This window comes from Pseudomonas guineae (genome assembly GCF_900113745.1).
Lineage (GTDB): Bacteria > Pseudomonadota > Gammaproteobacteria > Pseudomonadales > Pseudomonadaceae > Aquipseudomonas > Aquipseudomonas guineae.
This window is the reverse complement of the sequence record NZ_FOQL01000001.1, coordinates 796,833-809,609: the sequence shown is the minus strand read 5'-3', so window position 1 is coordinate 809,609 and position 12,777 is coordinate 796,833. Positions and strand designations below refer to the sequence as shown.

The following is a 12,777-nucleotide window of genomic DNA, read 5'->3' as shown; positions in this document are numbered from 1 at the left end:
CCCGCTCTATTTGAACGCATTAAGGAATAACCATCATGGCTGCTAAAGAAGTTAAATTCGGCGATTCCGCCCGTAAGAAAATGCTCGTTGGCGTCAACGTCCTGGCTGACGCAGTAAAAGCGACCCTGGGTCCGAAGGGCCGCAACGTTGTGATCGAGAAGAGCTACGGCGCTCCGACCATCACCAAAGACGGCGTTTCCGTTGCCAAAGAAATCGAGCTGAAAGATCGCTTTGAAAACATGGGCGCTCAGCTGGTTAAAGACGTTGCTTCGCGCGCTAACGATGACGCAGGCGATGGCACCACCACCGCTACCGTTCTGGCTCAAGCCATCGTCAACGAAGGCCTGAAAGCCGTCGCTGCTGGCATGAATCCAATGGACCTGAAGCGCGGCATCGACAAGGCAACCATCGCCATCGTTGCTGAGCTGAAGAACCTGTCCAAGCCATGCGCTGACACTAAAGCCATCGCTCAGGTCGGTTCGATCTCCGCCAACTCCGACACCTCCATCGGCGAAATCATTGCCGAAGCTATGGAAAAAGTCGGTAAAGAAGGCGTCATCACCGTTGAAGAAGGCTCGGGCCTGGAAAACGAACTGTCGGTTGTTGAAGGCATGCAGTTCGACCGTGGTTACCTGTCCCCGTACTTCATCAACAAGCCAGACACTATGGTGGCTGAGCTCGACGGCCCGCTGATCCTGCTGGTCGACAAGAAGATCTCCAATATCCGTGAACTGCTGCCAGTTCTGGAAGCTGTAGCCAAATCCGGTCGCCCGCTGCTGATCGTGGCTGAAGACGTTGAAGGCGAAGCTTTGGCGACTCTGGTTGTGAACAACATGCGCGGTATCGTTAAAGTCGCTGCCGTTAAGGCGCCAGGCTTTGGTGATCGTCGCAAGGCCATGCTGCAGGACATCGCCGTGCTGACTGGCGGTACCGTTATCTCCGAAGAGATCGGCCTGAGCCTGGAAAGCGCCACCCTGGAGCACCTGGGTAACGCCAAGCGCGTCATCCTCAGCAAAGAAAACACCACCATCATCGACGGTGCTGGCGTTCAGGCTGATATCGAGTCGCGCGTTCTGCAGATCCGTAAGCAGATCGAAGATACCTCGTCCGACTACGACAAAGAGAAGCTGCAAGAGCGTCTGGCCAAACTGGCTGGCGGTGTTGCCGTGATCAAAGTCGGTGCCGGCACCGAAGTTGAAATGAAAGAGAAGAAAGCCCGCGTTGACGACGCTCTGCACGCAACCCGCGCAGCCGTTGAAGAAGGCGTGGTACCTGGCGGCGGCGTGGCACTGGTTCGCGCTCTGCAGGCCATCAGCGAACTGAAAGGCGAGAACGCCGATCAGGACGTTGGCATCGCACTGCTGCGTCGTGCTGTTGAAGCACCGCTGCGTCAGATCGTTGCCAACGCTGGCGGCGAGCCAAGCGTAGTAGTCGACAAGGTCAAGCAGGGTTCGGGTAACTACGGCTTCAACGCCGCCACCGACACCTACGGCGACATGATCGAGATGGGTATTCTTGATCCGGCCAAGGTCACTCGTTCGGCGCTGCAGGCAGCTGCTTCGATCGCCAGCCTGATGATCACCACCGAAGCGATGATTGCCGAAGTGGTTGAAGACAAGCCGGCTGGTGGTGGTATGCCAGACATGGGTGGTATGGGTGGCATGGGCGGCATGATGTAAGCCAGCCCGGCCCCTAGCAGGCCGCCGCCAGGCGGCTTGTCAGCTGTAAAGAAAACCCCGTGCCTGTCACGGGGTTTTCATTTTTCTGCGCTATAACAGTCCCGTGCGGCAAAGCGGTATGGCAATTGCTTTGATTAATACGCGCTCCCGGACTGGAGCCTGTCAATCAGCCCTGTGCGGATGATCTGCATAAGCGCTTCTTGTTATGACCTCACCAGGATGTGCTCTACCACGCTGCTTTTGCCGTGTGGGCGGAGATTTTTATTGGCTGTGGTTGGCCTGCGACTGTTTAAAACCGCTAGCGCTATTGCGCACCGCTCTAATGCACATGGGCAGTTAAGTGACTCTGGCGTGTTACCTCCGCTCACGGGGATACGGCGCCAGCCTTTGCTTTGATCAACGGTTGAACCATTGGCAGTCGTATGGTTCGAAGGTCTGCCTGCTAGATGGCTGGCTTGTGGATCAGGATGACCGGGTTGTCGGCCGCGTTCGCAGTAACCACCGTTGGTCACTAAGTGCGCCGCTAGGTTTATCAGTGGTCTAGGGTAAGTAAACAGCGTTTGGCAGCGCTATCAAGAGGTTGCAGTAATGAAGTTAGAAATTGCACGAGGTCTGTTCTTGGTGGCCGCACTTAGCGTGGCCTCACTGGCGGCGGCGGCTTGGCAGGAAGCCAGCCCCCAAGTCATCACGCTTAACCAGCAGCTGGGTTATTGCCCATTACCACCCCAGGCACGACTGACCGAGGTGATGCGCCCGGACCAAGACCTGCTGTTGTTTATGTTCAGCCTGACCCAAGGCGCAGGTGTGCAAGGCTAGTTCTGCTGGCTGGCAACCAAGTGAGCCCTTGAAAAAGCCCTGCTATGCAGGGCTTTTTTGTGACCTGCCATCCATGGCAGTCTGCCGCTGGTTCAGTCGTGAGCTTGAGCCTGCTTAGGCGATGGGTCGGGCTGGGCCAGCAAGCTGTACACACAGGGCAGCACGAACAGGGTGAACAAAGTGCCGATCGACATGCCGGTGGCGATCACCAGGCCTATGTCGAAACGGCTCACGGCGCCCGCGCCAGTTGCCAAGATCAGTGGCACCATGCCGAACACCATGGCGGCTGTGGTCATCAGCACCGGGCGCAGGCGAATGGCTGCGGCTTCCTCGACCGCTTCACGCCGCGAAAGGCCTTTCTCACGACGCAGTTGGTTGGCGAACTCGACGATCAGGATGCCGTGCTTGGTGATCAAACCAATCAGCGTCACCAGGCCGACCTGGGTGTAGATATTCATGCTCGAGAAGCCAAGGAACAGCGGGATCAATGCGCCACAGATCGATAACGGCACCGTGACCATGATCACCAGCGGGTCGCGGAAGCTTTCAAACTGCGCCGCCAGCACCAAGAAAATCAGCGCCAGAGCCAGGCCGAAGGTCACGTACAGCGCGCTGCCTTCTTGTACCAGCTGGCGTGATGCCCCAGCAAAATCGTAGGCAAAGCCTGCTGGCGCTTCCTCACGCATGATCTGCTCAACGGTTTCGATGGCCTCACCCATGCTGACGATTGGCACGCCCTGGATGATCGCCGAGTTGAGCTGCTGGAACTGGTTGAGCTGAGTTGGCCGTGCGCGGTCACTGACCTTAACCAGCGTCGATAGGGCCAGCATCGCGCCGCTTTCGCTCTTCACGTAATAGCTGCTTAGCCACTGCGGATTGTCGCGGTAGGCGCGCTCGACCTGGGCAATCACCTTGTAACTGCGGCCGTCGATGGTGAACCGGTTGATCTCACCTTCACCGAGTAAGCTGGCCAGCGTCAGCCCGAGGTCTTCCATGGAAACGCCCATTTGTGCAGCTTTTTCACGGTCGATTTCCACCACCACTTCCGGCTTGTCAAAGGCCAGGTCAACGTCGAGGAAGGCAAACTTGCCCGATTCCACCGCGCGTGTTTTGACCTTCTCCGCCACCTGCAGCAGTGACTGATAGTCGCTCGGGGTGTTGATCACGAACTGGAACGGTAGGCCCTGACCCGTACCCGGTAGTGAAGGCAGGTTGAAGCCGAATATTTGCAGGCCGGCAATCTGTGACAAGCGACCTTGCACCTCGGGCAGAATCTCCATTTGCGTGCGTTCACGTTCGTTCCACGGCGTCATCAGAAAGCCGCCTATACCTGATTGCACGCCGTTGAAACCGTTGATCTGGAACGAAGAGTAGTACTCGGGGAACTCCTTGAAGATGCTGACGAACTCGTCGGTGTATTTGTTCAGGTATTCCAGGTTGGTCGGCTGCGGCGCATTGGCAATCATGAAAATGATGCCTTGGTCTTCTTCCGGGGCCAGCTCGTTCTTGGTGAACTTAAGCAGAACGGGGATCAGGCACATGACGATCACCGCGAACACCAATACTACCGGGCGTGTATCGAGAGTGCCGTGCAGGGCACGCTGATAGCGCTGCTTGAGGCCGTCGAAGATTTGGTCGAGCTTGTGTGCCAGGCCGGACGGGTTCTCTTCATGGCGCAGCAGTTTGGCGCACATCATCGGCGACAGGGTCAGGGCGACGATGCCAGAGATGATCACGGCGCCCGCCAGGGTCAAGGCGAACTCTTTGAACAAGGCGCCCGTGAGCCCTTCAAGGAAGCCGATGGGCGCGTATACCGCTGCCAGGGTGATGGTCATCGAGACCACTGGAACGGCAATCTCTCTTGCGCCCTCAATAGCCGCATCGAACGGTGTTTTGCCGTCTTCGATGTGCCGGTGAATGTTCTCTACCACCACGATGGCGTCATCCACCACCAGGCCGATGGCCAGCACCATGGCCAGCAGCGTCAGCAGGTTGATCGAATAGCCCATCAGCTGCATGAAGAACAGCACGCCGATCATCGACAGCGGAATGGTGATCACCGGGATCAGCACCGAGCGGAAGGCCCCGAGGAACAGGAACACCACGACTATGACGATTAGTACCGCTTCGAACAGGGTTTTCACCACCTCATCGATCGAGGCCTGAATAAACAGCGTGGCGTCGTAGGCGATCGATACCTTAAGGTTTGGCGGCAGTTGCGACTCAAGGTCGGGCATGACCTTACGCACCTCCTTGATCACATCCAGCGGGTTGGCCCCAGGTGTGCCTTTGATGGCGATATACACCGACGGCGTGCCATCGAAGGAGCTGATCGAGTCGTAACTTTCTGCGCCCATCTCCACCCGTGCGACATCGCGGATCAATACGCGGCTGTCACCCACGGTTTTCAGTGGGATGGCGGCAAAGGCCTCGGCTGACTTGAGGTCGGTTTCAGCATTAATGCTGGTGACCACGTACTCGCCTTTCACCTCGCCGGCGGCGGAGAGGAAGTTGTACTTACGCACGGCACTGTTAACGTCGCCAGCAGTCACGCCGTAGGCGCCCATCTTCACCGGATCGAGCCACAGGCGCATGGCGAATACCTGGTTGCCGAGGATCTCCGCCTCAGCCATACCGGGCAAGGTGGCTAGCTTGGGCTGAATCACTCGGGACAGGTAGTCGGTGATCTGCGGGTTGGACAGTTCATCGCTGTAGAAACTGACGTACATCAGCGCCGTGGAGTCAGCAGCTTCCTTGCTCAACACCGGATCTTGAGCGTCCTGCGGTAGCTGGTTTTTCACCTCATTGGCCTTGGCCAGCAACTCGGTGAACAAACGGTCGCTGTTGGCACCAATGCGCGCATAGATCGAGATGATCGACACGTTCTGCCGACTCACCGAGGTCATGTAATCAATGCCGTCGGCGCTGGCCAGGCTCTGCTGCAGCGGCTGGGTGATATAGCCCTGGATGGTCTCGGCATTTGCCCCGGGGTAAGCCGTGGTCACCGTGATCAGGGCGTTTTCCATCTGCGGATACTGGCGGATGGTCAGTTTGCTGAATGCCTGGAAGCCAAGCAGGATGATCAACAGACTGACCACAGTCGCCAGTACCGGGCGACGGATAAAGGGATCAGTAAAAGCCATAAATAAGTTCCTTTGAGCCGCGCCCGATTAGTCGGCGCTCGGCTTGGCTTGCGCGTTGGCGATGCTCACATGGGCGCCGTTGTCCAGCTTCAGCTGGCCGGCGGACACCACTTGTTCACCTGCTTGCAGCCCTTTGCTAATCACCACCTGGCCTTCACGGCGTTCGCCGGTTTCGACAAAGCGACGCTCGACGGCTAGCTCGGCCTGGCCTTTTTCGTCTTTGACGACCTGGCCGTCTTCACCCATTTTTTCGCTGATGAGGTACACCGAGTTACCATAGAGGGTGTAGGTGATCGCGGTTTCAGGTACGACGACTACGTTTTGCTCACCCGGCAGCAGCACCTCCAAGTTGGCGAACATGCCTGGCAGCAGTTTGCTATCGGGGTTGGCTAGCATGGCGCGCACTTGCACATTACGTGTGGTGTCTTCGACTTTAGGGTTTATCGCGTCAATTTCGCCCTCGAAGATTTCGCTCGGGTACGCCGCTACGCTGAAGCGCACGCGTTCACCGACAGCCAGCTTAGGCACCGCCTGCTCCGGCAGGAAGAAGTCGACGTAGAGCTTGCTCAAGTCCTGCAGCGTGGCGATGGTGGTGCCGGAAGCGAGGTAGTCACCGACATCGACCTGACGGATGCCGATGGTGCCGGCAAACGGCGCAAGAATGCGCTTCTTCGCCAGTAACGCCTGCAATTGGGCCACGCTGGCGTTGGCTTTCTGCAAATTAGCGGAGAGGCGGTCAAACTCGCTTCTCGAGAGACTTCCGCGTTTGACTAGGCTGCGGCCGCGCTCGAATTCCACGCGCGCGAGGCCTAATTCTGCCTGCGCGGTGGCTAGGGTTGCCTGCTCGACATCGCTGTTCATCTGGATCAGCGGTTGCTCTAAGCCGACGCGTTCACCCGAGCGGAAGTGCACCTTTTGCACGGTGCCGCCGACCTCAACCGTTAAGTCGACGCCCTGAAACGCTATCAGCGTGCCGATCGCTGGCAGGCGGCTCTGCCAAGGCTGCTCTTGTGCTGTTGCAGCGTCCACGCTAATGGCCGGCTGCGGCGCCGAGAACATCTGCACTTGTTGGTAGATGGAAAAGCCTTTGTAGGCGGCGAGGGCGAGTACTACGACGAGTACCACACCGAGCATGATCAGCATGCGGCGGAGCAACATATTCCGGTTCCTTGGCGAGGCGGATAGAGGGCCTGGGAATAGGCAAGACGGGCACAGTAGTCCTCGCGCTGGTAGCTGTCAAAGATTCGCATTTGCAAATTTTTGCGGACGTTACAGGTGCTGACTAATGGGGCCACTATTAAGCAAAATGCCAGCATAGGCTGGCATTTTGTGGGTGTTGGCTGAGCGCTGCAGCTGCTTGCTGACTTAGGCGCTCAGGCGTTGGGTCACTTCATTGAGTTGGCCGGACAGCTCATGCAGGTTCTGCCCGGCGCTTTCGGTACGCTGTACGTTCTCCTGATTCGCCGTGGCAATGGCTGTGATCTCGGTGAGGTTGCGTGAGATGTCTTCGGCGACCGAGGTCTGTTCTTCGGCGGCCGTGGCAATCTGTCGGTTCATGTCGCGGATGGCTTCCACTGCTTGTGTGATCAGCTGCAGAGTAGCACCGGCCTCGGTGACCTGAGTCACGCCGTCCTCGCTGCGTTGTTGGCCGCTCTCAATCGCGCGTACAGCATTAATTGCCCCGGTTTGTACGGTGTCGATAATCTGGTGAATTTCTGCCGTGGACTCGGCCGTACGCTGGGCCAGGGTCCGCACCTCGTCGGCGACTACGGCAAAACCACGGCCCTGATCGCCGGCGCGGGCGGCTTCGATGGCAGCGTTGAGCGCGAGTAAATTGGTTTGTTCAGCAATCCCGCGAATCACTTCTAGTACCTTACCGATGCGGCCGGTATCGCCTTCCAGGCGACGGATCACCTCAGCGGTGTTGCTGATCTCGCCACGAATATCGGTGATGGTCTTGATGGTAGCTTGCATCACTGTTTCACCTTGGCGTGCGGCTTGGTCGGCATCGTCGGCGGCATTGGCTGCTTGAGCCGCATGGCGCGCCACTTCTTGGGCGGTGGCGGACATCTCGTGCATTGCTGTGGCGACTTGGTCGGTACGTGAGAACTGCTCGCGGGTGCCTTGGACCATCAGCGTAGCAATGGCGTTAAGTTCACCGCTGGCGGTGTCGAGGTCAGTGGTGCTGCGCTTGAGGCGAGTGAAGGTCTCAGCCAGGAAGTCATGCAGGATATTAGCCGCCACGGCCAAGTTGCCCAGCTCATCCTGACGGGTGGAGTCCACGCGCTTGCCGAAATTGCCCTTGCTCAGCAGGGCGATATAGTCGATCAGTTCACGGATGGGGTTGATCAGGTTGCGGTTGATCAGCCACAGGCTGAACAGCGCGATGACTACGGTCGCACCAAGCATCAACAAGGTGCCAAAGGTGACGGTGCGGTCGGCCTCCGCATTGATCAGGCTGGCCTGGTCGATGCTTTGTTTGTGCAGCTCTGCAGCCAGCTCGTCCATTTGCTGAGTGGTGTTGCGGTCGATGCCCGCAACTGCGGTGTCGCCGGCTTTGGCGTCAGCACCGGCGGCGATGAAGGCATCGCGGCCTGAACGATATTGGCCGCCTAGGTTTTGATGCTCGCTGCGCAAATTGTCGATCTTGCGCTTGAGTGCAGGGTCGTTGCTGGCCAGCAGGCTCAGTTTGCCCAGGGTGTCTTGAACCTTGCGTTCCTGTGCCTCAAATTGGCTCCAGTACTTATTCAGTTGAGCGCTGTCCTTGCCGCGTAGGAGGACGTTCTTCCACTCCTGTATCTGGGTTTTGAAGTCGAGGTTGGCGACGTCGATTAATGTTGATTCTTCCAGCGGGCCTTCGAGTAGCCCGCGGTAGTCGCGAATACCATTGGAGAGGAGGCTGAAGCAGGCCAGTGCGGTGACCAAAATGAGCGCCAGACTACCGCCAAGCAGGGCGAGAATTTGTGCGCGCAAGGATTTTTGCAGAAACATAGGGATACCTCTGAATGTGGGAAGCAGGATGCCGGTGACGCTGACTGCGGCCTAACTGCGAAGATCCCTGTCGACTGGTATCGGCTGCGCCGGGCTGCCTAGAGGCAGCGGCTGACTGAAAGTATAGATCGGCGTGGCGGCAGCATTCTTTAGCGTACCGCAAGCGTGTGACAGATTTAAAAGCGCTGTGCGCTGCCTATTCTGTGTCAGATAGGTCAGAAACAGTTACGCACCCGTTCTCTTAGGTTCGTGCTCCGGGCTGGCGCACAGCAAATAGTAAACCGCTTGTCAGGCCATGCGCAGGTGGTTGTCCCACAGCCCGGTGGGCAGTTGCAGGGGCTGGCTGATGATGCGTTTGCCCCGGCAGTCGTACAGGCGGCAGCGGCCGACACCGCTGCTGACGACAAAACCATCGGCTACCGCGCCGACACCGGCACAGTCGGCCAGGTGCGCATCCAGGCGCAGCTCGGCGCTGTCCAGGTCCCAGATAAACACCCGGTTACCGCGTGGCGCGGTCAGGGCTAGCAGGCGCAGTTCGCTGTGGATCGCCACGCTGGCGGTGTACTGACTCATCAGCTGGCGCTGCGCTTCAGCCACGTGGAAGTGCTGGAAGGGCTGGCCAGGGCGTTTAATCGCCAGCAGTGGCACCAGGTCGCTGAGCGCGCCCATATATTGCTGACCACTGACCACGGTGCCATCGCTGGACACGGCCAGGTGGCGCACGCTGTTCATCTGCTCGGGCAGCTGTTCCTTGCTCAGCAGGCGACCATCACGGTGCATCAGCACCAGGCTCGACTGCATGCTGTTGAGGTTCATCTCCACGCGGCTGTCGGCTTCGGTGCGGATGCCGCCGTTGGCCACCACCAGGGTTTCGCCATCGGGTTGCCAGAGCAGCTGATGCGGGCCGACGCCATGGCTCGATAACTCGGTGCTGCGATGCAGCTGCTCTCCCTCTAGGCGATAGACACCCAGCACGCCGCGACCAGGGTCGGAGGTATCGTTCTCGGTGGCGTACAACCACTCGCCGTCCTTGTGGAATATCGCATGGCCGTAAAAATGGCGCTGCGCAGGCGAGTGCAGGGTTTGCAGCAGACGGCCATCGCGAGTGTCGATCAGGTAGCTCTTGGTGCTCGGGCGTCGCCCGACAAACAGCGCCATGGGCAGAAACGGATGGCCAACCACATCGTGGCAGCGCTCACTGACGGGGGTGGCAAATACCTGACTGCCATCCAGGCGGTAGCCGACGGCGAAGTGCCGGCCGGCGGCATCATTGCGCGCCGACAGCAGCAGCGGCTGTACGCCACTGCGTGTCAGCGTCCAACCACCGAAGGTGCTGGCCGCCACTGCTGTGGCGGCCAAGGTGGCTGCACCCAGGCCGAGAAAGACGCGGCGGTTGATTTGCATCGATTAATCACCGTCATGGGCGTTGAAGCCCAGTTGAATGCCCAGGGTCTTGGCCAAATCGGCTTCGTGCAGGCGGTGCAGGGTATTCAGGCTGTCATACAGGGCGTTCAGCTCGGCGCGGCCGGCTTCGTCACCAAGCAGCTCGCCGAGTGGGCGCGGGGCAGCGGCCAGGCGTTGGCGGGTGTCGCTGAACGCGGCATTGATACGCTGCTTAAGCTCGGCCTGATCTGCGCTAAGCAGTGCTTGGATACCATTCTGTTCGGCGCCTAACCAGATGCGCTCGGCACTGGCCAGGCTGGCGGCGAGGTTAGTTAGGCTGGCCTTGCTGCGCCAGGCTTCGGCCTGATAAGGCTGTGGCTGGCCTTTGCTTTGGCGACCCATAGGCGTGCCGAGTTTCTTTTTCAGCCCGTCGATGGCGCTGACCTGGGTACGCAGCAATTCCGCCACCGCTTCCGGGGCTTCGGCATAGCGCGCGTTGGGGAAGGTTTTTAGCTGCGCGGCCATGCCGTCGTCACTCTGCCAGCTGGCCAGTACATCCGCAGCGAGGTCCTGCTGATGTTCGCCGATGGCGACGAGCAGCGGGCAATAGCGAGCTTTCTGTTCGGTGTTGCTGAGGTCAAGCGTCGCGTCGAACAGCAGGTATTCGTAGGCGGTTAAGCCTTGCACCACGACGCTGGATTTCTCCAGGTCAGCAGCGGACAGTACCGATTTTTTGTTGAGCAGCGCCTCAACCTGGCGCGCGACCAGGTTTTTTTTGTCGGGCCAGAATTGCACCTGCCAGGCACGGTTGCCTTCCGCCAGCGGACCGAGCAGAACGGGTTGCACGGCCGCCCAGGCGCTCTGCGCAGTGGCGAAGGCCTGGCGCGCTTCGGCCAGATTCTGCTGATCGGCGCAGAAGGCCTGGGCGCTGACCGCCAGTTGCCGGTCAGCTTCATTCCAGGCGCTATAAATAGGCAGGATTACGCCATCGGTTAGGGCCTGGCTGACCTGCTGTTGCGGGTCGGCAGGGCTGCACGCAGTGAGGGTCAAGCTGAGTAGGGCCAGGCCTAGGGGGGAGCGGATCATGAGTGACTCCTTACAGCGAATTCAGAAAAGCCAACAGCGCATTGCGCTCATCAGCGTTGAAAGACAGAACCTGTTGTTTGGCCGCTTCGGCTTCACCGCCGTGCCACAGAATGGCCTCCAGCAGATTGCGGGCGCGGCCGTCATGCAGAAATTGGCTGTGGCCATTGACCGCTTCAGTCAGGCCGACACCCCAGAGAGGCGGGGTGCGCCATTCTTGGCCGCTGGCGAGGAATTCCGGGCGATTGTCGGCCAAGCCTGGGCCCATGTCATGCAGTAACAGGTCCGTATAGGGGCGAATGCTTTGGTTGGCTAACTCCGGCTCAGCTGCGTTAGCGGCGGTGCTGAATTGCACAGCGTGACAGCCCTGGCAGCCTGCCTGGTAAAACAGGTTTTTACCCGCCAGTACCGCTGGCGTATCAACGTCTCGACGTGCAGGAACTCCGAGATTGCGGGTGTAAAACAGTACGCTGGCAAGAATATTGTCGCTGACTTCGGGCTCGCCGCCATGGGGCGCGCTGCGGCAGTCCAGCTGCGCCTCGCGGCAGTTGTCCTGGGGGATCAGCGTGCTGGTCAGGCCCATGTCGTTAGCAAAAGCCTCGGCATTTTGCTGGTTAAGTGTGGGCTGGCCGGCTTTCCAGCCAAAGCGGCCGAGTACCGTACGCTGTTGTACGCGGTCCCAGACCCGGTTTGCACGCCCGGAGATACCATCGCCATTGAGATCCTCGGGGTCGGCATTGGCCAGAATGGCGCTCTCGGGTATGGCTTCCAGCAGGCCGAGGCCGATCATCGGCGGGGCGATACGGGCGGACAGCTGCGTATCGGGATGCAGTGCGCCGTAATTGAGTTGGCTGATGGTCAGGCTGGGCTTGCGCAGTTCGACCTGCAGACCATCAGCAAAATTGACCAGCTGCGTGCTGTAACTGATGCGTACTTTACCTTCAGGCGCGGTGCCGGGATTGGCCATGTCCTGCAATTGGCTGCCGTAGGTGGGTTCGGCTAACACGCCAAGGCGCTGAATGATCGCCGCATGCTCAATGCCTGCTGGGATCGACAGACGCACTAGCATCGATACTGTGCTTTGCGCATCAGGCGCTGGCGGGTGGCCACGACCGTCCTTGATGTGGCAGTTCTGACACGCATTAGTGTTTAACAGCGGGCCAAGTCCATCGCGCGCCGTAGTGGTGGCCGGCGAGGTGACCCAGGGATTACGGAAGAAGCTGTTGCCGACACTGAAGTCCAGGCGGCGTAATGGCGACAGGTTGGCTGACGGTAAGGAAAAGGCGTTCTGATCTGTTCTGCGCACGGTAGCGCTGCCGGCAGATAGAGCTTCGCCGGGCTCTGCTTGGGTGAAACGTGGGGCTTGGTCGCAAGCCGTCAGGCTCAGCCCTAGGGCCAGTAGCAACGCGATGCGATGCAGCACAAACATGGAAGGGCATCCACAGCAGAAAACAGGGTGCCGATATTAACAGCCTGACAGAGTTTAAATAAGACGGATTTGCATTATCACTGATGACTAAACGCCGCAGCCGGTAAAAATCTCACGGTGTTATTTCGTTATTTCGTGATGACGCCAAACAGATGAATCTCAGCGATTACGCGCAAAAAAGCCGCGACGCCGTTAAGCGTCGCGGCTTTCTCATCACTAAAAATTACAACGCTACGAGTTGCAGTGAGTACTG

At 59.0% G+C, this 12,777-nt stretch carries 8 protein-coding genes; 2 read left to right on the top strand and 6 right to left on the bottom strand.

The features are described 5' to 3' along the window. Nucleotides 1–35: 35 nt before the first annotated feature. Complete coding sequence (gene groL, locus BMZ32_RS03765) at nt 36–1,679, top strand: chaperonin GroEL (RefSeq protein ID WP_090239774.1); 1,644 nt, start codon at nt 36–38, stop codon at nt 1,677–1,679. A 588-nt stretch (nt 1,680–2,267) separates the two neighbouring features. Further along, a complete protein-coding gene (locus BMZ32_RS03760) occupies nt 2,268–2,495 on the top strand; it encodes a hypothetical protein (protein WP_090239772.1) in 228 nt (75 codons plus the stop codon). 92 nt (nt 2,496–2,587) lie between these two features. Here BMZ32_RS03760 and BMZ32_RS03755 read toward each other — a convergent pair whose 3' ends face one another. The 6 genes from BMZ32_RS03755 to BMZ32_RS03730 all read right to left on the bottom strand — a co-directional run bounded on the left by BMZ32_RS03755 (nt 2,588) and on the right by BMZ32_RS03730 (nt 12,524). Continuing rightward, nucleotides 2,588–5,638: a multidrug efflux RND transporter permease subunit gene (locus BMZ32_RS03755; protein ID WP_090239766.1), complete on the bottom strand. Its 3,051-nt coding sequence runs from the start codon at nt 5,636–5,638 to the stop codon at nt 2,588–2,590. A gap of 27 nt (nt 5,639–5,665) precedes the next feature. Then, entirely contained in the window at nt 5,666–6,796 is a 1,131-nt protein-coding gene (locus BMZ32_RS03750; RefSeq protein WP_090239763.1) for an efflux RND transporter periplasmic adaptor subunit, read from the bottom strand. Nucleotides 6,797–7,003: 207 nt separating this feature from the next. Further along, nucleotides 7,004–8,629: a methyl-accepting chemotaxis protein gene (locus tag BMZ32_RS03745; RefSeq protein WP_090239760.1), complete on the bottom strand. Its 1,626-nt coding sequence runs from the start codon at nt 8,627–8,629 to the stop codon at nt 7,004–7,006. Between the two features lie 288 nt (nt 8,630–8,917). Continuing rightward, nucleotides 8,918–10,027 (bottom strand): DUF1513 domain-containing protein, encoded by a 1,110-nt coding sequence (locus tag BMZ32_RS03740; protein WP_090241534.1) that lies wholly within the window; start codon nt 10,025–10,027, stop codon nt 8,918–8,920. Nucleotides 10,028–10,036: 9 nt separating this feature from the next. Beyond that, nucleotides 10,037–11,098: an imelysin family protein gene (locus BMZ32_RS03735; RefSeq protein WP_090239757.1), complete on the bottom strand. Its 1,062-nt coding sequence runs from the start codon at nt 11,096–11,098 to the stop codon at nt 10,037–10,039. Between the two features lie 10 nt (nt 11,099–11,108). Next, nucleotides 11,109–12,524: a di-heme oxidoreductase family protein gene (locus tag BMZ32_RS03730; RefSeq protein WP_090239755.1), complete on the bottom strand. Its 1,416-nt coding sequence runs from the start codon at nt 12,522–12,524 to the stop codon at nt 11,109–11,111. Nucleotides 12,525–12,777 lie beyond the last annotated feature (253 nt).

Bases quoted from the DNA above. Each gene is read 5' to 3' on its own strand.
- BMZ32_RS03745 (WP_090239760.1), bottom strand. From the start codon at position 8,629: ATGTTTCTGCAAAAATCCTTGCGCGCACAAATTCTCGCCCTGCTTGGC.
- BMZ32_RS03750 (WP_090239763.1), bottom strand. From the start codon at position 6,796: ATGTTGCTCCGCCGCATGCTGATCATGCTCGGTGTGGTACTCGTCGTA.
- BMZ32_RS03730 (WP_090239755.1), bottom strand. From the start codon at position 12,524: ATGTTTGTGCTGCATCGCATCGCGTTGCTACTGGCCCTAGGGCTGAGC.
- BMZ32_RS03755 (WP_090239766.1), bottom strand. From the start codon at position 5,638: ATGGCTTTTACTGATCCCTTTATCCGTCGCCCGGTACTGGCGACTGTG.
- groL (WP_090239774.1), top strand. From the start codon at position 36: ATGGCTGCTAAAGAAGTTAAATTCGGCGATTCCGCCCGTAAGAAAATG.
- BMZ32_RS03760 (WP_090239772.1), top strand. From the start codon at position 2,268: ATGAAGTTAGAAATTGCACGAGGTCTGTTCTTGGTGGCCGCACTTAGC.
- BMZ32_RS03735 (WP_090239757.1), bottom strand. From the start codon at position 11,098: ATGATCCGCTCCCCCCTAGGCCTGGCCCTACTCAGCTTGACCCTCACT.